The 20,547-nt window shown below is 67.3% G+C and carries 20 protein-coding genes and 1 pseudogene; 11 read left to right on the forward strand and 10 right to left on the reverse strand.

Annotation, left to right across the window (positions count from 1 at the left end; translation table 11 throughout):
* Positions 1 to 51: 51 nt before the first annotated feature.
* Entirely contained in the window at positions 52 to 1,212 is a 1,161-nt protein-coding gene (locus A5780_RS17825; protein WP_064909008.1) for a thiolase, read from the reverse strand.
* The gene (locus A5780_RS17830; protein WP_064909009.1) at positions 1,209 to 2,402 is read right to left on the reverse strand and encodes an OB-fold domain-containing protein; all 1,194 of its coding nucleotides are present in this window, start codon (positions 2,400 to 2,402) and stop codon (positions 1,209 to 1,211) included. The genes A5780_RS17825 and A5780_RS17830 overlap by 4 nt, the downstream gene beginning before the upstream one ends.
* 732 nt (positions 2,403 to 3,134) lie before the next feature.
* Between A5780_RS17830 and A5780_RS43140 the strand changes: the two are divergent.
* The 9 genes and pseudogenes from A5780_RS43140 to A5780_RS17870 form a co-directional block, all read left to right on the forward strand.
* Positions 3,135 to 3,272: pseudogene (locus tag A5780_RS43140) on the forward strand (zinc ribbon domain-containing protein); the annotation flags it as partial.
* A gap of 9 nt (positions 3,273 to 3,281) precedes the next feature.
* Positions 3,282 to 3,545, forward strand: coding sequence for an OB-fold domain-containing protein (locus tag A5780_RS17835; protein ID WP_342749323.1), 264 nt, complete (start codon positions 3,282 to 3,284; stop codon positions 3,543 to 3,545).
* The gene (locus A5780_RS17840) at positions 3,538 to 4,731 is read left to right on the forward strand and encodes a thiolase family protein (RefSeq protein WP_063009707.1); all 1,194 of its coding nucleotides are present in this window, start codon (positions 3,538 to 3,540) and stop codon (positions 4,729 to 4,731) included. The genes A5780_RS17835 and A5780_RS17840 overlap by 8 nt, the downstream gene beginning before the upstream one ends.
* A 16-nt stretch (positions 4,732 to 4,747) precedes the next feature.
* Positions 4,748 to 6,229, forward strand: a complete 1,482-nt coding sequence (locus A5780_RS17845) for an aldehyde dehydrogenase family protein (RefSeq protein WP_064909011.1) — start codon at positions 4,748 to 4,750, stop codon at positions 6,227 to 6,229.
* 48 nt (positions 6,230 to 6,277) lie between these two features.
* Positions 6,278 to 7,489: a CaiB/BaiF CoA-transferase family protein gene (locus tag A5780_RS17850; protein WP_064909012.1), complete on the forward strand. Its 1,212-nt coding sequence runs from the start codon at positions 6,278 to 6,280 to the stop codon at positions 7,487 to 7,489.
* A 55-nt stretch (positions 7,490 to 7,544) separates the two neighbouring features.
* Positions 7,545 to 8,384, forward strand: coding sequence for a mycofactocin-coupled SDR family oxidoreductase (locus A5780_RS17855; protein ID WP_064909058.1), 840 nt, complete (start codon positions 7,545 to 7,547; stop codon positions 8,382 to 8,384).
* 65 nt (positions 8,385 to 8,449) lie between these two features.
* Complete coding sequence (locus A5780_RS17860) at positions 8,450 to 9,313, forward strand: 3-carboxyethylcatechol 2,3-dioxygenase (RefSeq protein ID WP_197521784.1); 864 nt, start codon at positions 8,450 to 8,452, stop codon at positions 9,311 to 9,313.
* A gap of 30 nt (positions 9,314 to 9,343) precedes the next feature.
* Positions 9,344 to 9,931: a nuclear transport factor 2 family protein gene (locus A5780_RS17865; RefSeq protein ID WP_064909013.1), complete on the forward strand. Its 588-nt coding sequence runs from the start codon at positions 9,344 to 9,346 to the stop codon at positions 9,929 to 9,931.
* A gap of 96 nt (positions 9,932 to 10,027) precedes the next feature.
* Complete coding sequence (locus tag A5780_RS17870; RefSeq protein ID WP_064909014.1) at positions 10,028 to 10,531, forward strand: nuclear transport factor 2 family protein; 504 nt, start codon at positions 10,028 to 10,030, stop codon at positions 10,529 to 10,531.
* Between the two features lie 97 nt (positions 10,532 to 10,628).
* On the opposite strand, the gene A5780_RS17875 is transcribed toward A5780_RS17870, so the two are convergent.
* The 4 genes from A5780_RS17875 to A5780_RS17890 are packed head-to-tail and all read right to left on the reverse strand — an operon-like array spanning position 10,629 to position 14,409.
* Entirely contained in the window at positions 10,629 to 11,483 is an 855-nt protein-coding gene (locus A5780_RS17875; protein ID WP_156769546.1) for a crotonase/enoyl-CoA hydratase family protein, read from the reverse strand.
* Positions 11,480 to 12,577 (reverse strand): CaiB/BaiF CoA-transferase family protein, encoded by a 1,098-nt coding sequence (locus tag A5780_RS17880; protein ID WP_304528422.1) that lies wholly within the window; start codon positions 12,575 to 12,577, stop codon positions 11,480 to 11,482. Before A5780_RS17880 ends, A5780_RS17875 begins: the two co-directional genes overlap by 4 nt.
* A complete protein-coding gene (locus A5780_RS17885) occupies positions 12,570 to 12,875 on the reverse strand; it encodes a hypothetical protein (protein ID WP_064909015.1) in 306 nt (101 codons plus the stop codon). The genes A5780_RS17880 and A5780_RS17885 overlap by 8 nt, the downstream gene beginning before the upstream one ends.
* Before the next feature lie 25 nt (positions 12,876 to 12,900).
* Positions 12,901 to 14,409 carry a class I adenylate-forming enzyme family protein gene (locus A5780_RS17890; RefSeq protein WP_064909016.1) on the reverse strand — a complete coding sequence of 503 codons (1,509 nt, stop codon included), beginning with the start codon at positions 14,407 to 14,409 and terminating at the stop codon, positions 12,901 to 12,903.
* Between the two features lie 344 nt (positions 14,410 to 14,753).
* Here A5780_RS17890 and A5780_RS17895 point away from each other — a divergent pair, with 344 nt between their 5' ends.
* Positions 14,754 to 15,938 carry a CaiB/BaiF CoA-transferase family protein gene (locus tag A5780_RS17895; RefSeq protein WP_064909017.1) on the forward strand — a complete coding sequence of 395 codons (1,185 nt, stop codon included), beginning with the start codon at positions 14,754 to 14,756 and terminating at the stop codon, positions 15,936 to 15,938.
* Between the two features lie 20 nt (positions 15,939 to 15,958).
* Here A5780_RS17895 and A5780_RS17900 read toward each other — a convergent pair whose 3' ends face one another.
* The 4 genes from A5780_RS17900 to A5780_RS17915 are packed head-to-tail and all read right to left on the reverse strand — an operon-like array spanning position 15,959 to position 19,314.
* Positions 15,959 to 17,293: a TetR/AcrR family transcriptional regulator gene (locus A5780_RS17900; protein WP_064909018.1), complete on the reverse strand. Its 1,335-nt coding sequence runs from the start codon at positions 17,291 to 17,293 to the stop codon at positions 15,959 to 15,961.
* A gap of 34 nt (positions 17,294 to 17,327) precedes the next feature.
* A complete protein-coding gene (locus A5780_RS17905; protein ID WP_064909019.1) occupies positions 17,328 to 17,774 on the reverse strand; it encodes a MaoC/PaaZ C-terminal domain-containing protein in 447 nt (148 codons plus the stop codon).
* Positions 17,771 to 18,217: a MaoC family dehydratase N-terminal domain-containing protein gene (locus A5780_RS17910; protein WP_064909020.1), complete on the reverse strand. Its 447-nt coding sequence runs from the start codon at positions 18,215 to 18,217 to the stop codon at positions 17,771 to 17,773. Before A5780_RS17910 ends, A5780_RS17905 begins: the two co-directional genes overlap by 4 nt.
* Positions 18,214 to 19,314, reverse strand: coding sequence for a phosphotransferase family protein (locus A5780_RS17915; protein ID WP_064909021.1), 1,101 nt, complete (start codon positions 19,312 to 19,314; stop codon positions 18,214 to 18,216). The genes A5780_RS17910 and A5780_RS17915 overlap by 4 nt, the downstream gene beginning before the upstream one ends.
* Before the next feature lie 84 nt (positions 19,315 to 19,398).
* On the opposite strand from A5780_RS17915, the gene A5780_RS17920 reads away from it, so the two are divergent.
* Complete coding sequence (locus A5780_RS17920) at positions 19,399 to 20,445, forward strand: TIGR03857 family LLM class F420-dependent oxidoreductase (protein WP_064909022.1); 1,047 nt, start codon at positions 19,399 to 19,401, stop codon at positions 20,443 to 20,445.
* The last annotated feature ends 102 nt before the right edge of the window (positions 20,446 to 20,547 follow it).

The raw sequence follows: 20,547 nt of genomic DNA on the forward strand, positions 1-20,547 counted from the left end.
GCCCGGTGGGGACGCGGCCGGGGCGGGCAGCGCTATCCGGTCCCGCTCGGGTCAGGCCCGATCTCGTCCGAGGACGGTGACCGCGGAGACCGCGGTGGGGCCGCCGATATTGTGCGCCAAGCCGATCCGCGCGCCGTCGACCTGGTTGGCGGCGCTACCGCGCAGCTGTTCGAAGATCTCGAAGCACTGCGCCACGCCCGTGGCCCCCGGCGGGTGCCCCTTGGCCTTCAGTCCGCCGCTGGGATTGACCGGCAGTGATCCGCCGATCGTCGTCGCGCCGGACTCCATGAGTTTGTATGCCCCGAACCGGTCGGTGAATCCCAGGTCCTCGTAGCTGATCAGTTCCACACCGGTGAAGCAGTCGTGCACCTCGGCCACATCGATGTCGCCGGGCGTCAGGCCCGCCATGGCGTAGGCGGCCTTCGCCGCGCGCACGGTGGCGGGGAAGGTGGTCATATCGGCTTTGTGCTGATGCATCACCCGATCGACGCCCAGGCCCACGCCCCGGATCCACACCGGTCGATCGGTATAGCGGTCCACCACATCCTCGGCGGCCAGCACCAGCGCCGCGGCGCCGTCGCTCTGCGGTGTGCAGTCGTAGAGGCCGAACGGCTCCACCACCATCGGCGCGTTGAGTACCTGCTCGATGGTGATCTCTTGCCGCAGTTGGGCTTTCGGGTTCGGCACCGCGTGGCGGTGATTCTTCACCGCCACCATCGCCATATGTTCGCGGGTGGCGGGGGATTCGTGCAGATAGCGGCTCACGTGCAGCGCGAAATTCGCCGGGGCGATCAGTCCGAGCGGATAGTCCCAGGCCATATCGCGGGTCATCCCGGCCCATTCCCAGAAGGTGTCCTTGCTCGCGGACTCCCGGACCTTGTCGGCGCCCATCACCAGGGCGGTGTCGAAGGCGCCCGACGCGATCCCGAACAGCGCGTTGCGCACCGCGTCATTGCCTGTGGCGCAGGCGTTTTCGACTCGAGTTATCGGGATGTCGAGCAGGCCGCAGCTGTCGGCGAGGATCCCGGACGGGAAGCCGTCGGTGGTGGACAACTCGCCGAACCAGGCCGCCTGGATCTCGGCGGGAGCGATGCCCTTGTCCACGTTCGCGATACACTCCGCGAAGGCCATCGGCAGCAGATCTTTGATGCCCAGCCCGAAATGTTCGCCGAACGGTGTCATTCCCGCCCCGACGATCGCGACCCTTCTCATGCGATCTCCTTCTGTGTGTGTTGCGCGGTGTCGGGGATGAAGGCGTACCCGTAGTCGGGAACGCCCGAACGCACCGCGACCCGGCGCAGGACCATGCGGCCGCGGTCACCGATGCCGACCGAACCGGATTCGGCGGCAGTGGTTTTCGCCAGTGCGCGCACCGCGACTCCGTCCAGTTCGACGATGACCAGTGAATACGGGCTGGGCAGGCCGGGGACGGGCACGTGCACCGTGACTTGCGTGTAGACGGCTCCGGTGCGCGGCAACTCCACCAGCTCGGCCGGCTCGACGAGGCGGCCCTCGGTGTCGATCGACAGCCGCGGCGGGAAATCCAGCGCGCCGGTGGCGGGGTTGCGCGAGGCCTGCCAGCGCAGCTTGGCATCGAAGGCGCGCTCGTAGGCGGCCAGCGAGATGGGGATGTCGAGGCCCGGCGCCCGGACGAGGTGCGGAACGGGGCGCGCCTGGAGTTCGTTGCGCACCACCGATGCGGTACCGCCATCCACGCCGAGACCGCTCACCGTCGCCTGTTCGACACCGAGAAGTACACCCTCGGTGCCGGTTTCGGCCATCCGAGCCAGGGCGAACACGGCCGCGGACGCGCCTGTCGTCGGCAGCTGCGGCGCAGTGGCACTCGACAGCGCGGTGGCCGTCTTGTGATCCACTCCAGCAACCGCGCTCACCTCACCTGGCCAGGCGGTCCGCACCGATCGCAGGATTCCGCGTTCGCGCAGCAGGCGCGGATCCCCGTAGTCACGGGTCGCGCCCGCGGCGTCACGGGTCCGGACCGGAAGGCTGCGGGCCAGCCGGGCCACCGGACGGACGGTGAGACCGGTCTCGCCGATGACCGCCGCGGCGGCGCCGGCCGGTTCCAGATCGACGGCAATGACCAGGGTGCGCGGGCGCGCGGTGGCGATCGCGTCCAGCGCCGCGGGGGCGCCGCCGATGCGCTCGGTGACCTCGATGTCGGGATCGAGTCCGAGTCCTGCCAGCAAGACTGCTCCGCTACCGCCCTCCAAGAGCGGAAAGTCCCTGGTGACCAGGGTGACCCGGGCGATCTGTCCGCCGCCTCGCCGGGCGGCGCACCCGGCTTCGACCGCCATCGTGACCGCATCCTCGTCGTCCCCGGCGGTGCGCCGCTGCGCAGTTCCCCATGGCGGCAGGTAAGTGCCTAGTGAACTGATCCAACTCATTGCCACAACCCCTGTTCGGTCGTCGGCGCTAAGGGCGCTCGAAGTAGCATATTTAACTAACTATTTATACTACATTGGGGTGCGATGTGCCGATGCGGATCGGCGCGGATGCCGAGCGGTGCGGCCGTGAACCGAGGGCGCGCCGGCCTACTCACGCAGCCGCGCGAGAGCGGCTCCTCTGTCGACTCGCGCCGGCCGGCGCCGCCGAGATCGAGAACGCTACCGGCCGCAGCGTGATCCCTTACGGCGTACGCGGGGGTTGCTGGGGCGAGCTGGACGGTCCGGTCGAGGTGCCGCACGGCAACCTCGGGACTGATACAGCTAAATAATTGTGGTGTTATTACGATTATTCCTATTTGGATCCGACGCCGGGCGCTGCGCTCCTATCATGTCGCCAAGGCTGCACCGCCGACACGTGCCATGGGGTTGTTCCGGTGCGTCTGCTCGCGCAGGCCCCGCCGGGCCGGCCGGCCTGTCTTTGGCGTGGCGGATTAGTGACGCAGTGTCAGACTACTCCCTACGGCGCCGGAAAATCATCGCGCTTTACCGTCGTAAAGTCACTGCGCAATATTGACGCTACTGTCAGATCAGTTCTACAGTGAAGAGGATCAAGTGGTTGCGGCCGATCGTGACGACGTGCCGCATGGACACGGGATGTGACTGGATTTGTTGGAACAGGCCGAGGGTGTGTCGCACGGTGGTGCGGTCGCGGTCGAATACGTGCGGCCGGAGGTGCGGCTGCTGCCGGCGCCGACGGCGGTATCGGAACCATTCTGGACCGGCGGCCGCGACGGGAGGTTGCTGATCTACCGGTGTCGCAGTTGCCAGCGGTGGTTTCATCCCGGATCGGCGGCGTGTTTCCGCTGCCGGAGCACCGATGTGGTCCCAGAACCGGTTTCCGGCCGCGGCCGGGTGGCCGCGTTCACCGTCAATCGCCAGCCTTGGATTCCGGGATTTCCGCCGCCCTATGTCGTGGCGATGATCGAACTGGCCGAAGAGCCCGATGTCCGAGTGGTGAGCAATGTGGTCGGGGTGGTGCCGGAGACCGTGTCGGTCGGCCTCGAGGTCGAGGTGTTCTTCGAGCAGTGGGACGACATCTGGCTTCCGCTGTTCCGTCCCGCGGCAGGAGTGAGCGATGAGTGAGCCGAGCGGTCTGTTCGGACGCAAGGCCGTAGTGACCGGCGCCGGCAAGTCTCAGGTCGGGCGGCGTCTGGGCCGCAGCGGTCTGGAATTGACCGTCGAGGCCGCCCTGCGGGCCATCGCCGATGCGGGCCTCGAGCCTGACGATATCGACGGGGTGGCCAGCTATCCCGGTCCGGGCGTCCCCGATCCCGGTTTCTCCGGGGCCACTGTGCACGAGCTGCGCAACGCACTCGGACTGCGCAGCCGGTGGTTCACCAGCAGTATGGAGACCGCGGGGCAGATCGGCCCGGCGATCGATGCCTGTATGGCGGTAGCCACCGGGCTGGCCGACCACGTGCTGGTGTATCGATCGGTATGGGAGTCGACCGCGCAGACCGCCGGGCGCGCATCGGTACTGTTCGGGAGCGGCCGGCTGCCCGATCACCTGGAATACTTCGGCCCCTTCGGCGCGGTGTCGGCGGCGAACTGGCTGGCTATGGCCGCCCAACGCTATATGCACGACTTCGGTCTCACCCGCGAACAGCTCGGCGCCATCGCGGTGAACGCCCGGACCAACGCCGGACTCAATCCCGACGCCGTCTATCGCACCCCCATGTCGCTCGAGGATTACCTCGAGGCGCGGATGATTTCCGATCCGTTCTGCCTCTACGACTGCGATGTGCCCTGCGACGGGGCCAGCGCGGTGATCATCTCCCGGCGCGAGGCCGCCGCCGGTCTGCCGAAGCCGCCGCTGACAGTCGAATCCGTCGGCACCGGCATGTTCGAACGCGCGACCTGGGACCAGCGCGCCGACATCACGACGATGGCGGCGCACGATGCCGCGACGACGCTGTGGGAGCGCACCACCCTGCGCCCGGCCGATGTCGATATGGCCCAGCTCTACGACGGCTTCAGCTTCCTGACGGTGCAGTGGCTCGAGGCGCTGGGATTCTGCGAGCGCGGCCGCGTCGGTGAATTCGTCGAGGGCGGGCATCGCATCGCTCTCGATGGGGAGCTGCCGCTCAACACCAGCGGCGGCCAGCTGTCCGGTGGCCGCCTGCACGGCATGGGATTCCTGCACGAAGCCTGCGTCCAGCTGTGGGGTGAGGGTGGCGATCGGCAGGCGCCCAAGACTCCGGAGCTCGTGGCGGTGGCGGTCGGCGGCGGCCCTGTCGCCGGGGCCATGCTGCTCAGCCGGCGTGATTGAGAGGTCCTCGGAGATCATGACAGCCCCCACGACATCGCACATCACCCGCGGAGAAGCGCGGATGCTGATCGCCGGCGTCCTGACCGATGCCGCCTCGGGCGCGCGCTATGACAACATCGATCCGGCGACCGAGCAGGTCATCGGTGATACCGCCGACGCCGGCGCGGCGGATGTCGATCGTGCGATCGCCGCGGCGCGGACGGCATTCGACGACGGTGTCTGGGCCACCGATCGCGAATTTCGCAAACACTGCCTGCGTCAGCTGCACGAGGCTCTGCAGGACGAGAAGGAAGCCTTCCGTACCGAGCTCGTCGCCGAAGCCGGATCGCCGGTGTCGATCACCTATATGGCCCAGCTCGATTGGCCGCTGGCCGACGCGATCGCCTATCCAGCTGAACTCATCGATGATTTCGAGTGGGAGCGAACGCTTCCCGACACCGAGCTGTTCGGCGCGGTCAGTCATCGTCGCGTGGTGAAGGAGCCGATCGGCGTCGTCGCGGCCATCGTGCCGTGGAACTTTCCGATCGAAGTGGCGCTCAACAAGATCGGACCGGCCCTGGCCACCGGCAATACCGTCGTTCTCAAGCCTGCCCCGGACACCCCGTGGGGCGCGGCCCGCATCGGCCGGCTCGTCGCGGAGCGGACCGACATCCCGGCGGGTGTGTTCAACGTGGTGACGACCTCCGACAACGGTGTCGCCGAGCAGCTACTGGTGGATCCGCGCGTGGATATGGTGTCGTTCACCGGCTCGACCGGCGTCGGCAAACGCATCGTCGAGTTGTCGGCGGCGACGTTGAAACGGACCTTCCTCGAGCTCGGCGGCAAGAACGCGATGGTGGTACTCGACGACGCGGATTTCGGTGCCGTCATTCCGCAGTCGATGATCGCCTGCATGCACGCCGGTCAGGGATGTGCGCTACCGTCCCGGTTGCTGGTGCCGCGCAGCCGCTACGCCGAAGCGGTCGAGATCGCGACCGCGACATTCGGTGGTATCGCGTACGGCGATCCCACCGATCCGGCCAATTTCTCCGGCCCGCTGGTCAACGCGCGCCAGCGCGACCGTGTGCTCGACTACATCCGCAAGGGCGAGTCGGAAGGCGCCAGGATCACCGTCGGGGGCGGTCGCCCCGAGCATCTTTCGCAGGGCTACTACGTGCAGCCCACGGTGTTCGCCGACGTCGACAACACGATGACCATCGCGCGGGAGGAAATCTTCGGCCCGGTCCTCGCGGTGATCCCGTTCGAGGACGACCGCGATGCGATCCGCATCGCCAACGACAGCCCGTATGGGCTGTCCGGCTCGGTGTGGGGTGGCGACCCCGAACGTGCCGACGCGATCGCTCGTGGCATCCGCACCGGCACGCTGATGGTCAACGGCGGAATGTTCTACGGCGCTGATTCACCGTACGGCGGCTACAAGCAGAGCGGTCTGGGCCGCCAGAACGGTCGCGAAGGTTTCGAACAGTACCTCCAGACAAAGGTTGTCGGATTCCGCTGATCCCTCGCGGGGTGTTCCGGAACGAGCAGGAAGAAAGGACTCCGATCGATGGAGCCGATTCTCGAAGGTGTGAAAGTCGTCGAACTCGCGGCGTGGACATTTGTGCCGTCCGCGGGCGCCGTGCTGGCCGACTGGGGCGCCGACGTCATCAAGATCGAACACCCGGAGACCGGGGACCCGCAGCGCGGACTGGTCAATTCCGGGGTGGTGGCCGGGTCGACCGGGGTCAACCATTTCATCGAGCAGCCCAACCGGGGGAAGCGCAGCGTCGGACTCGACGTCGCCAACCCGCAAGGACTGGAAATCCTGTACAAACTCGTCGAACAGGCCGATGTCTTCGCGACGAATCTGTTGCCCGGGTCCCAGCAGCGCCTCGGCGTCGACCTCGACGCGATCCGGGCGCGCAATCCGAAGATCATCTACGCGCGCGGGCACGGTTACGGGCCGAAGGGACCGCAGGCCGATCGCGGCGGATTCGACCTCGCGGCCTACTGGGCGCGCGGTGGCATCGGTGACGCGCTGGCCGCGGGTGACGGCAGCTATCCGCCGATCCAGCGGCCGGCCTTCGGCGATGTCTTCGGAGGTTTCGCCATCGCGGGCGGTGTCGCGGCCGCCCTGTACCGGCGCGAGCGCACCGGGCAGGCCTCGGTTGTGGACGTATCACTACTGGGAACCGCACTGTGGCAGCTGGGTCCGGATGTGGTGGGGTCCAAGGTGATCGGCTCGAACATCCCGAAATACGACCTCGATGAAATGCCGAACCCGGTGACCAGTATCTATCGCACCCAGGACAATCGGTTCCTGGCACTGGTGCTGCTGCAGTCGGACCGATTCTGGCCCGACCTGTGTGCGCGCATCGGCCGGTCCGATCTCGTCTCCGACGACCGATTCTCCGACGCTCGTGTTCGTTTCGCCAACCGCCGGGAATGCACCGCGGAACTGCGCCGGACCTTCGAAGCTCAGCCGCTCGAGTATTGGCGCAAGCAGTTGGAGGATTTCGACGGGGTGTGGGATGCCTTCGAATCCGCCCTCGAACTGCACGATGATCCGCAGGTGACGGCCAACGGCTATCTGCCGAAGGTGACCGACGCCAACGGAAACACCTTCGCGCTGGCGGCCAATCCCGTCCAGTTCGACGAGACACCCGCGGCATTGCGCCCGGCGCCCGGCCACGGGGAGCACACCGACGACGTGCTGCAGGAACTGGGGCTGGACTGGGACCGCATCATCGCCCTGAAGGAGTCGGGGGCCGTCATCTGATCTGGCCGCCTTCGGGGACCGAATCACTACTGCGACAAGAGAAATGGGCAAGACAGTGGGCAAGCTGGAAGACAGGGTCGTCTTCGTCACCGGAGCCGCGCGCGGCCAGGGCCGGTCGCATGCGATTCGGTGCGCGGAGGAAGGCGCCGACATCGTCGGCATCGATATCTGCGCCGACATCGACCTCGTCCCGTACAAACTCGGCACCTCCGAGGACCTCGACGAGACCGTGCGACTGGTCGAGAAGACCGGCCGGTCCATGCTGGCCCGCAAGGCCGATATCCGCGATCTGGCGTCGTTGCAGTCCGCATTCGACGCAGGCGTCGAACGGTTCGGTCATATCGACACCGTCTTGGCCAATGCCGGTGTGCTGCTGAGCAATACCGGCGAGAGAGATGCCGCCGAGGTGTTTCGCGCCGGTATCGATCTGCTGCTGATCGGGCCCTGGAATACGGTTCGTGTCGCCTTGCCCCATCTGATCGAGCGGGGCGAGCAGGGGCACCGGGACGGCAATATCGTCGTGACGAGTTCGATGGCGGCCATGTTGGGACTCGGCAACGGAACGGGCGGTGACGACGCCTACGGTATGGCGAAACTCGCGCTGACCGGAATGGTGCGCCAGTACGCGAATTACCTTGCCCAGTACCACATTCGGGTGAACGGTGTCGCGCCGACCAATTGCGCGACACCGATGGTGACGCAGAACCCGGAACTGTTCAATGTGCTCGGCGCCTATCCGAACCTGGCCAATGCCATGCAGACCCTGTTACCGGACCTGCCGATGATCGAGCCGCGCGATGTCAGTGAGGCCATTGTTTTCCTCATCACGGAGTCGGGGCGCTCGTTCACCGGAAGCACCCTCAATGTCGATGCGGGAATGGCGACTCGACGCTAGAACCAACGTCGCACGCGGGCGGTCACCGCCGTACGCACGTGCGACGAACAGAGTAAGGAGTGCATATGTCGGGGCCGGATCGGCTGATCGTCTGCGCGAGCCACAGTCCGGGAATGATGCGCGATGTGGAACATGTCTACGGCAAAGAGTTCCGGGATGGTCTGGTGCGGGTACGCGCCCTTGTCGAGGAATTCGCACCGGATGTGGTGGTGCTCTTCGGCGGTGACCATCGTCGCGCCTTCCGCAAGGCGGTGCCGTCGTTCGCGGTCGCGCTCAGTGCCTCGATCATGGCCGAGGCGGGTCAGCCCGCAGGAGCATTGCGGGTGCCGCCCGAGCCGGCGCGGGGGCTCGCGGACCATCTGCTCGACGCCGGATTCGATATCACGGTATGCCGCGATATCGAATTGGATCACGCGTTCGCACAGCCGCTGCGCGATCTCACCGAGGGCCTGGCCGCCTATCCGGTGATTCCGGTGCCGATCAACTGCGCCACGGCACCGCTGCCGGCGCCGAGGCGCGTACTCGAATTCGGCGCCGCCGTCGGGAATTTCCTCGACGGTCTCGACGAGCGGGTGCTGGTGATCGGCACCGGCGGGCTCTCGCACTCCCCGCCGAGCCTGGAGGTCGATACCCACGATATGAGCGACGAGGAACGGGCGCGCATCATCGCCGCGGGCTACGCCGCCGCCGAGAAGAAGATCCGGCCCGAGTGGGACCGCGCCTTCCTCGACGCGCTGACCACCTGGGACGTCACCCGGCTGGCCGAGCTCGCCGCTGTCGCCACCGAACAGGCCGGTGTCGGGGCCAATGAGGTCCGGACCTGGCTGGCCGCGGGCGCGGCCGGTGCCGGGAAGCCGTTCGAATGCGTCTGCTACGAACCGGTGGAGAAATGGATCACCGGGATGGGGCTCGCTATCTCGCGCGGATGAATGGCATCCGCCGGAACAAGGAGGGTCACGATGGCTGAATTCGACCGGAGCGAGGTCGAGGCTGCATTCCACAACTATGTGATGACCGGATTGGTCTACGAGGACTGGCAGGTGTGGGCGAATCTGTTCACCGACGACGCCGTCTACACCGATCACTACTACGGCCGGTTCACCGGCCCCGGTGAAATCGTGCGGTTCCTGGAGGGGACGATGGGCGCCGCCCCGCAGGTGTACAGCCCGCTGAAGTGGTATCTGATCGACGGCGGCCGGGTGGTGTACGAGATCGTCAATCGCGCCGACAATCCGGAACCGGGTGCGGCGCCGATCGACTTCCCGTCGCTGCAGATCATCGAATACGCCGGCGGCGGCCGGTGGCGTTCGGAGGAAGATATATGGGTTACTGGCGAGATGGCCGATTTCTCCGCGCGATATCAGCGCGCACTCGACGCGTATCCGCAAACCCCGCAGCAGCGTTTGAGCCGCCGCGACTGGGGACCATGGGTGTCGTGGGCGCGTCCCGAACCCGGTCACGTCGCCGAACCGTCGTGGGTGACCCGCGAGGGTTTCGTTCCCTTCTCCGGTATCGCCGATATCGATTTCGGCGTGCGGAGCCATTGAATTGCAGCGCCATCTGGATGGCGGCCGCGTCGGACCGCAGTGCCGGCGAATTGGGGCCGTCGAGATGTGGCCGAGACCTGGTGGAGGAATTGACCGATGACACAGCTGGGCAGTGAGATCGACACCGCTTTCCGGCATTTCTACTCGACCGGCCCGATACACGGGGATTGGGCGAGCTGGGCCGACTCGTTCACCGCGGATGCGAAATACCACGATCCGCACCGGGGCGCCGCCGTGGGCCCCGAGGCGATCCGGGAATTGGTCGAGTCGAGTCTGGCCGGCTCGATTCCGGTCTATTCACCGCTGGTCTGGTACGCCGCCGACGGGGACCGCGTCGCCTTCCGCAGCGTGCATCGCGCGGACCGTCCCGATGGGGGCAGTATCGCCGCGGAATTCACCTCGACTACGATCCTCACCTACGCCGGGGACGGCCACTGGTCGGGCATGGACTGCTGGTGGCTGCTGCCGGAGCGAAAGAAGTTCGTCCGCGAATACCTGCGGGCCCGTGAGGAGCCCGGGCCGGTGCGGGAACCGGCCGCACCGCGCGATTGGGGCCCGTGGGTCGACTGGGCCCGGCCCGTCCCCGAAACCCGTCGCTGAGATCGCGGCGGACGGAAAACGCTGGGTGCCTGGACGAAATGTCCGGGCACCCAGCGTTTTTCGTGTCGTCGAGGTCTGGGGCGACAGTCAGCGGGGGTCAGCGTCCCTTCCACACCGGCTTGCGCTTCTCGGCGAAGGCACGCGGGCCCTCCTGTGCGTCCTCGGAGTAGGCGACTGCGGTCAATTCCGCGGTGGTGGCGGCCCAGCCGCGATCCTCGCCGGGGCGCTCGCCGGCGCTGCTCTGCCCGAGGGCGATGCGCTTGGTGGCCTGAACCGCCAGCGGTGCGTTGTCCGCGATCCGGTGGGCCAGATCCAGCGCCTGCTCGAGCACCTGCCCCGCGGGGACCACGCGGTTGACCAGATGCAGTTCCAGGGCCCGCTCGGCACTGATCGCATCGCCGGTGAGCAGCAGCTCCAACGCCACTACCTGCGGCAGCCGGGTGGGTAGCCGGAACGCGCCACCGGCACCGGCGATCAGCCCGCGGGTCACCTCGGGCAGGCCGAAGCTCGCGGTGTCGGCGGCGATCGCCAGATCGCTGGCGAGCACCAATTCGGTCCCGCCACCGAGGGCGGGACCGTTGACCGCGGCGATGGTCGGCTTGCTGATCGGATGCGAGACGTAACCGGCCAGTCCCCAGTGCTCGCGCCCCTCCGGAATCACCGCCTCTCCGCGCGAGATGGCCTTCAGATCGGCGCCGGCGCAGAACGCCTTGTCGCCGGCGCCGGTGAGCACGACCGCGCGGATCTCCGGATCGCGGTCGGCCGCTTCCAGCGCGTCGCCGATCCGGACGCACATCTCGGCGTTGAGGGCATTGCGGGCCTGCGGGCGATTGAGCGTGATGAGCAGGACATAGCCGTGGCGTTCGACGAGAACGGTCGGCGCCGCGACCTCGGTCTGGCTATTGGTCACCTGGGTCCCTATCTTTTCCGGTCCGCCGTGCGGCGGATTCATTTCCATACTGATGCGATGTCCACCGGCCACCGCGGCGGTGGTGCGGGGACGGCCGGGGGAGTGCGGGAGAACACCGGCGCGGGTGCCGGTTGCACCGCGCCGTCGATGTCGACGAATACGCCGCGGGCGCGCATATGCTCGTCGTCCTGGGCTTCGGTCATCGTCAGCACGGGTGTCACACACGCGTCGGTGCCGTCGAACATGTTCGCCCAATCGTCGCGGGAGCGGGTCGCGAACTTCTCGGCGAAGACCTTGCGCATCTTCACCCAGCCTTCCGGATCTCGTTGCGGGCCCAGGGTTTCCGGCTCCAGATCGAGGATTCGCAGCAGTTCGGCATAGAACTTCGGCTCCAGCGCCGCCACCGCGACATAGCGTCCGTCGCTGCATTCGTAGGTGTCGTAGAACGGCGCGGAACCGTCGAAGATATTGGTGCCGCGCTCATCGGACCAGCGTCCGGAGGCGCGCATCGACCACAGCAGATGACCCAGCGCCGGGGCCCCGTTGACCATCGCGGCGTCGACGACCTGGCCCCGGCCGGAACGCTGCCGCTCGACCAGTGCCGCCAGCACGCCGACGACCAGCGACATCGAGCCGCCACCGAAATCGCCGAACAGGTTCAGCGGCGGAACCGGCCGCTGATCCGCACGACCCACGGCGTGCAGTAGTCCGGTGATCGAGATGTAGTTGAGATCATGGCCGGCCTGCTGGGCGCGTGGACCGGTTTGTCCCCAGCCGGTGACGCGGCCGTAGATCAACCGCGGGTTGCGCTCGAGCGCCACCCGCGGCCCGATGCCGAGGCGCTCGGTGACCCCGGGCCGGAAACCCTCGAGCAGCACGTCGGCTCGTTCGATGAGGGACAGGATCTGCTCACGGTCGGCCGGGTGCTTGAGGTCGGCTTCGACCAGGGTGCGCCCGCGCTGCTGAGCGGGCCGGTGGCCGGTCGCGCCGGGAATTCGGCGGTCGATCAGCACCACGTCGGCACCCAGATCGGCCAGTGTCATCGCGGCGTGCGGTGCGGGACCGATGGCGGCGAGTTCGACCACTCGCACACCGGCCAAGGGGCCCGCACCGCCTGCCTGTACCAGGTCAGTCACTGGCGGGCAGGGGTTTCGCGGTCTTGACCGACAGCGCGGTGTCGCTCAGGGACAGCGAGCCCTCGCCCGGCTTGGTCACCAGCACCTCGATGGTGCCCTCGGCATCCACGTAGCGCTTGCCGATGAGGGTGCCGCCGGAGAACTCCGCGGCCGGGCTCGCCCCCGATTCCCGAGGCCGGTCCAGATCGACCATCGGCGCTCCACCGCAACGCAATTCCGTGGCGTTGTCACCGGCGCGCACCACGATCACCTCCGTGCTGCAAACCTGACTCCGTAACCGGGTTCCGGACTTCACCATTGCTACTCCTTTCCGGGGGTGCGGATCAGCGGACCGAATCGGCGGCCGCGTCCGCGAGATAATCGGCGGCGATGTCCTTGCGCAGGATCTTTCCGGTCGGGGTGGCCGGCAGCTCGTTGCGGAAGACGAGGTGGTCGGGCGTGCGTGAAGAACGCAGCCGCGAGCGCACGAATTCGAACAGCTGCTCGGGGTCGGGCAGCTCATCGCCTTCGGGGACCACGGCGGCGAGAATCGCCTGGCCCCAGTGCTCATCGGGAATTCCGACCACCGCGACCGAGCGCACGGCCGGGTGGTCGATGAGGACGTCCTCGATTTCGGCCGGGGCGATGTTCTCGCCGCCGCGAATGATCGTGTCGTCGTTGCGGCCGACGATGTACAAGAAGCCTTCGCCGTCCTGATAGGCCAGGTCGCGGGTGGGGAACCAGCCTTCCGCGTCGAGCACCGAGCCCGAGCCCATGTACTCGCCGGAGACCTGTGGCCCGCGAACCCAGAGTTCACCCTGTTCGCCGGGAGCCACCGGACTGCCGTCGGCGTCGCGAATGAGAATCTCGATATCGGGCACCGGACGCCCGATCGAGCCGAGCCGGGCGCGCACGGCGGGATCGTCGCTGTCCATCGCGGCCCGGTGGTCTTCGGGGCCCAGCAGTGCGATGGTCGAGCTGGTTTCGGTGAGACCGTAGGCGTTGACGAATCCGGTACCGGGGAATGCTCGTAGCGCCGCCTCCAGCGTGGGGCGCGGCATGCGCGCGCCGCCGTAGGACAGCGATCGCAGCGCCGGGGCGTCGGCGACCGCCCCGCCCACCGCGGACACGATCCGGTCGAGCATGGTGGGTACCACCATGGCCGAGGTGACGGCCTCCTCGCGGACCAGGCGCAACCACTCCCGCGCGTCGAAATCGGGTAGGTACACGATGCGGCGGCCCGCGTAGAAGTTCGTCAGGATCGTTCCGATCCCCGCGATGTGGTACGGCGGCACACTCACCAACGTGGCGTCCGCCGGATCCGCCGAACCGAATTCGACGGTGCCCATGACGTAGCTGAGCAGATTGCTGTGACGCAGCAGGACCGCCTTGGGCTCCGAGGTGGTTCCGCTGGTGAACAGGATGACCGCCGGACTCTCGGGATCGACGTCGGCGATCGGCAGCGCACCGGTCGCCGCGCGCGCGAAGAATGCGTCCGTGGTCTCGACGGTGGCACCGGCGTGGGCGACCGACTCGGCGTAGCGCGGAGCGGCGACGACGAGTGCGTTGCCGACCCGCTCGATGAGCCGGACCAGCCGGCCGGCCTCGAGCCGGTAGTTCACCGGGACGAACGGGATTCCGGCGTGGGCGGCGCCCCACAGCAGTGCGGGCAGTTCGACACCCGAGCCGCCCAGATAGACGATGTGCTCGGCGCCGGATCGGCGCAATGCGGAGCCGACGCCCTGGACCAGATCGCTGAATTGCTGGTAGGTCAGCGACCGGTCACCCGCGGTGAGGGCGACGCGGTCCGGATTCGCGGCAACCGCCATGTCGAGGAGGAGGGAGATCGTCATCGTGTGTTCCGATCGGCATAGTTCGGTGCGGCCTCGTCCGCGCGGGCCGACCGGATGAACCGGTGCCGGGGCCGGCGCTTTCCGGCACGACCAGATGATGTGTTCGTGGGGTCTGTGTCACACGACAGTAAGCGATGATCTGACAGCTTGTCTATATTGGGCGGGCACTTCGGCTCTCAGTCGAAATCACCCGATACTGCGCACAGTAGGCCGTCGGCCGGTAATTCTTGCCAGTCCGACAGGGCATTCTGTAGTGTCGATCTGACAATCTACGTCATTTTTGAGTGCTGTCGCGGCGGCCTCGGCTACCGAGCGCTCGCGCCGAATGAGCAGGGAGAAATTCGATGGGCGAATTGCCGCTGCAAGGCGTGGTCGTCGTCAGCCTGGAACAAGCGGTCGCGGCCCCGTACGCCACCCGGCAGCTGGCCGACCTCGGGGCCAGGGTGATCAAGATCGAACGACCCGGTGCGGGGGATTTCGCCAGGGGATACGACACCACGGTGCTCGGCCAGTCCAGCTACTTCGCCTGGCTCAACCGGTCCAAGGAATCGTTGACGCTCGATCTGAAATCCGAGAACGGCCGTGAGGTACTGCACCGGTTGCTCGCTGGTGCCGACGTCTTCGTACAGAATCTCGGGCCGGGTGCTGTGGCCCGGATGGGCCTGGGCGTCGACCGCCTGGCGCAGCGGTATCCCACTGTCATTCCGTGCGGAATCTCCGGATATGGCGGTGACGGACCCTGGCAGTCGCGCAAGGCCTACGACCTGCTGGTCCAGGCGGAGGCGGGCCTGCTGTCGGTGACCGGTACGGACGCCGACGTCGCGAAGGCCGGTATCTCGGTGGCGGATATCGCCGCCGGAAGTTTCGCGTTCTCCGGCATCCTGACCGCCCTGTACACTCGGGCCACGACCGGGCGGGTGCGGGCGGTGTCGGTATCGCTGTTCGAAGCATTGGTCGAATGGATGGGCTCGCCGCTCTACTATGCCCGCTACGGTGGCACGGCCCCGGTGCGGACCGGGGCCCGGCACGCGACCATCGCGCCCTACGGCCCGTTCACCGCCGGTGACGGCGGGACGGTCCTGCTGGCGGTGCAGAACGATCGGGAATGGCAGCGACTGTGCGCCGAGGTGCTCGAGCGGCCGGAGCTGATCACCGATCCGCGATTCGCGACAAATCCCGGCCGGGTCGCCCATCGCGACGAACTCGAGTCGATCATCGCCGCCGTGACGAACAGCCTCACCACCCAGGCGCTGATAGCGCGCCTGGAATCGGCGGCCATCGCGACCGCCCGGATCAACGATATGACTCAGGTATGGGAGCATCCGGTTCTGGCCGTGCGCGATCGCTGGCGCCAGGTGGATACTCCCGGCGGTGATATCCGAGCGCTGCTGCCGCCCGCGGCGCTCGACGGCGTGGAACCCCGGATGGATCCCGTCCCGGCCGTCGGCGCCCATACCGAGGCGGTCCTGCACGAACTGGGTTTCTCCGCGGCCGAGATTCAGCGGTTCCGCTCCGCCGGCACCATTTGATCGCCGGGCCTGTATCGGGGTCAGTTTCGGGCGCGCGAGAAGAATCCGCGCTCTATCACCGCGGACATCAGATCCACGATCTGCTCGGGGTCGAGAGGAGTCTCGATCTCTTGTGACGCGCGGGCCAGCCGCTCCATGATGGCGCGGAATATCAGCACCGAGGCGATGGGATCGAACGGAATGTCGGGCCGATCGACGGTGCTGAGAAAATCCAGGATCGCGGAGTCGGTCATAGCTTCGCCATAGGCGCCCAGATCGGCGACCAGCGACTGTTCGGTCCCGCGTTCGGTCCAGACATCGATGACCCCGCCGAACTCCGCCTCGAACTCCACGAATCTCGACAGCCAGCCGCGGAACGCGGCAGGGTCGGCAGCGGGCGGGCGCAGATGACGCAGTTCGTCGCCCAGGGTGATCGCAGTGGCACCCGCCTCGGCGCTGACCGTGAGCAACAGGTCCTGCTTTTCGTTGAAGTATTTGTAGAAAGTGCCGCGGGCGTAGCCGGCCGCGGCGACGATATCGTCGACATTGGCGCGGTGGTACCCACGAGCTGCGAACTGCGCCGCACCCGCGGCTACGAGCCGCTCGACGGTTCGCCGGGCGCGCGTGCTGAGATCACGCGTGCGTTCCTCGATCGTTATTCCCCGCGCCGACGGTATCGGCGGGATAGTGATGACCTGCGCCGAGTCGACGCGCAGCGGCAAAGTATCGAAGACGTTCGCGGGTGTATCCGGGAAGAACACCAGCTGCAGGAAGACCGACAGGGCATCGACCACCGATTCGATGCTGCGGCCGTGGGCGCGGTCGGTGTGCAGGTAGAGATTCACCCGGTGCACGACCGCCATCATCGCCATCGCGGCGAATTCCGGGTCGAGCCCGTCGAGTTCCGCGTCGGCCAAGCGATTCGCCAGCTGATGCTGGTATTTGCCGACGAAACGGTCGATCTCCGGCTGCACCACGCTTTCGGTGGCGGCCACATTGGCCCACTGCACGAACATCGTCGAATAGCGTTCGAAGACCCAGCTCCACTCGCCGAGCCACCAGTTCAGATTGTCGAAACCCGTGGGAGTGGGCCCGAGCGGGCCGATGCGGCGGGTCACACGCAACAGGGCGCTACCACACTCGTCCATCAGCTCCAGGAAGATCTCGTCCTTGCCCGGGAAATACTGGTACAGAGTGGCTCGCGAGACCCCGGCCGCCTTGGCGATCGCATCCACGGAGGTGTTGAAGAAGCCGAGTTCACCGAACAGCACAAGCGAGACGTCGACGATCTTTCGCCGCGTGGTGGTACCCCGGGTGCCGATCTCGGGGCTCGACGGGCCGTAGCTCGCCCGGCGAAGGATTCGGTTCTCTGACATCAACGGCTACTTTAGTCGATCTCGCGCGTGCGCTTCATGTGCTGGCCACCACTGTGTCGTGGCCGTTGTCGAGCAGGAACTCCGCGGTTCCGGCGAGGGCGGTGCCGCCCGTCTGACGTTGACATGCAAGTTCGACGGTTACTCTGTGGCCGCCGTCGACCGGCTCGATCGCGGTCACCGTGCCGGTGCAGGTGAGGACGTCGCCGGGCCAGACCTGCTCCCGGAAGCGCACGCCGAATCGCCGCAGGTTGTGCGCACCCAGCCAATCGGTGGCGAATGTCGCCAGCAGCGCCGCCTGATGCATGCCCTGGGAGAACACCGAGGGGTATCCGGCCGCGATCGCCATGGTGTCGTCGTAGTGCATGGGATTCAGGTCGCCGGAGGCACCGGAATAGCGTACGAACATCTGCCGGGTCAGCGGGCCGAATGTGCGCGGTGGGGCCGTGGTGCCGATCTCGAATGCGGCGGCCGGGGTGGTCATGCGGATTTCTCCTTCTTCTCCCTGGGTGCGGTTTCGATGAATGTGGCTCGTGCCTCGGCCACCAATTCCCCGTCGCCGGTGCGGAATTCGGTGGCCACCACGGCGAATCGCATGACGCCGCCGCGTTTTCCCGGTTTCTCGAATCGATCGACCACCTTTTCGCGCGCGGTCAGGTGATCTCCGGCCCGTGGCAACGGCCCGTGGAAGATGTACTCCTGTTCTCCGTGCAGCAGGCGGGCGCGGTCGAATCCGACGTCGACGCGCGCGCCGGAGGGCGCCCACTGACCGGCGGTGATCAGGAAGGTGGGGGGGACGATCGCGTCCGGGCCCGCGTAGGCGGAGTTCTCCGATTGCATCGCGCGAGCGAATTCGCGGATCTTTCCGCGCTCCACGATCACTTCCCACGGCGTGCCTACGGTGCCGACCGGGGCAGGTTCGTTCATCGTGTGATACTCCTTCGTTCGATGCGTTCGCCGAGGTAGCGCCGTACCAGCTCCAGCGCGGCGGCGGGATAGGAACGCGCGGTCGTCGGGTCGAGACCGTCTCGGACCAGCAGGGCCGAGAGCCGGTTGGTGATCAGCGTCAAGACGACTGCGGCCAGCAGCGTGTAGTAGCCGATATCGCCGGTTCGTCGGCCACCGAGTTGTTCGTAGCGGAGCACGATATCCGGATCGTCGGGCACGCCTTCGGGGCGTCGCAGGCCGATGCTTTCGCACAGAAACCGCTCGAACATCAGCCACCAGCCCAGATCGATATCGGGCGGTCCGGTGGTGGCGCCCTCCCAGTCGAACAGGGCGGCGACCGACAGATCCGCCGCGAAGGCCATATTCCCCACCCGGGCATCACCCCAGACGATGCCCTCGGCGTCGGTGTCTGGGACGTTGGTGGTCAACTCGGCGACCGCCGCGGCCAGCATCTCGGGGTCGACCACCAGCTCGTCGCGGGCGCTGAGGTACCAGCGGTGCACCTGATCGACGTAGCGAGTCAGGGCAGTGCCGGGCCCGGGTGTGGCCAGCGTGTCGATCGTGGCACGGTCGGTAATTCCGTGGAGTGCGACCAGTGCGCGTAACCCGTTGTCGTACAGCTGTTTTCGTTGATCCGGGGTGAGGTCGGCGGTCCATCCCGCCTTGTGCCAGCTCGGAACGTCCGACGGGACGCGCCCGTCGACGCGGTCCATGACGTAGAAAGGTGTGCCGAGTACGCGGGGATCGGGCTCCTGGGCGGCGATGACCGGCATCGGCGCATACCGGGTCAGCGCACGCATCACCTCGGCCTGCCGGATGGCATCGGGGGCCATGAACAGCTGATGATCGGGTGCCTGCATGCGCAGTACCAGCGCACGGCGTATGCGCCGGCCGCCCGCTTCGGTCCATGCGGCGGTGAAGAAGACGGTCTTGCCGGAGTATCCGGCGCCCGGGGCGGAGAACTCCGACAGTTCCAAGCCGGTGTGACCCGGCGGTGCCAGACGGGTACGCGCCCACGCCGTCAACGCGCCGCGGGACCGGTCGTCGAGGTGTCCTCGCTCGGCGGTGTAACTCACTGAAACTCGCTCTCTGTCGCACGGCCCGGCCGCCGACCTCGACCGCGTCGGCCCAAAACTGACCATTACTGTCAGAATATGGGTATGAGTGAACAAAAATCCAGTGCTGCCGAGCGGGCAGGCAGGCTTGGCGCCTACGTCGTTCCCGGCCGCGTAACCGATCCCCGGCCCGCGCTGACCCAGGCGGCCGAGGCCGAACGCCTCGGGCTGGGCACGGTCTGGCTCAGCGAACGCTGGGGTGCCAAGGACTTCGGGGTGCTGTTCGGTGCGATCAGCCAGGTCACCAGCGATATCGACATCGCCGCCGGCGTGACGCATCTGAATTCGCGGCATCCGGCGTTGCTGGCATCGATGGCGATGACCGCGCAGGCGCTGTCGGACGGTCGCCTGGTGCTGGGTGTCGGGCGCTCGGTGGCCGCGATGTGGCAGTCGGTGGGACTGCCGGTGCCGACCAATCGCTCACTCACCGACTCCGCCGACATCTTCCGGCGGTTGTGTCGCGGCGAAAAGGTCCGCTACCAGGGGCCCGCCGGCAATTTCCCGGCGCTGCGCTTGACCGACGTGCCCGACCAGCCGGTGCCCCCGCTGCTGCTCGCCGCCATCGGTCCGCGCGGGCTCGAGCTGGCCGGCCGCCATTTCGACGGAGTCATCCTGCATCCGTTCCTGACCCCCGAGGCGGTGGCGCGGTCCGCGCAACTGGTGCGCGCCGCCGCGGCGGCCGCGGGCCGCCCGGCCGATGCCGTGCGGATCTGCGCCACCGTCGTCACCGCCTCGGGACTGGCCCCGGCCGAGGAAGCTGCCATTGTCGCCGGCCGGGCGGTGAGCTACTACCAGATTCCGGGATTCGGCGAGCAGCTCGCGCGGGTCAATGACTGGGACCCGGACCAGCTCGCGGTGCTGCGCGCACATCCGCAATTGGCCGGCATACGCGGGTCCGCCGACTCGGTCCGGACCGCCGCGCAGCTGGCGGAGGCCGCCGCGGCGCTGCCGGCCCGCTGGCTGAACGAGGCATCGGCGGTCGGCACCGCGGCGCAGTGTCACGCCGTGTTCGACCGCTACCTCGACGCGGGCGCCGACGAACTGATCCTGCACGGCAGTACACCGGATCGACTGGCATCGGTCGTCGGCTGAACCGGCCCTTGCGGATAAAGTGACATTACTGCCAGAATTCAGTCATTGCGGCCGGATGGATCCCGGCCGGCTCTGGCGCAGTATCGGACGGAAGAGGTAGCA

The organism is Nocardia sp. 852002-20019_SCH5090214, from assembly GCF_001665865.1.
GTDB lineage: Bacteria > Actinomycetota > Actinomycetes > Mycobacteriales > Mycobacteriaceae > Nocardia > Nocardia nova.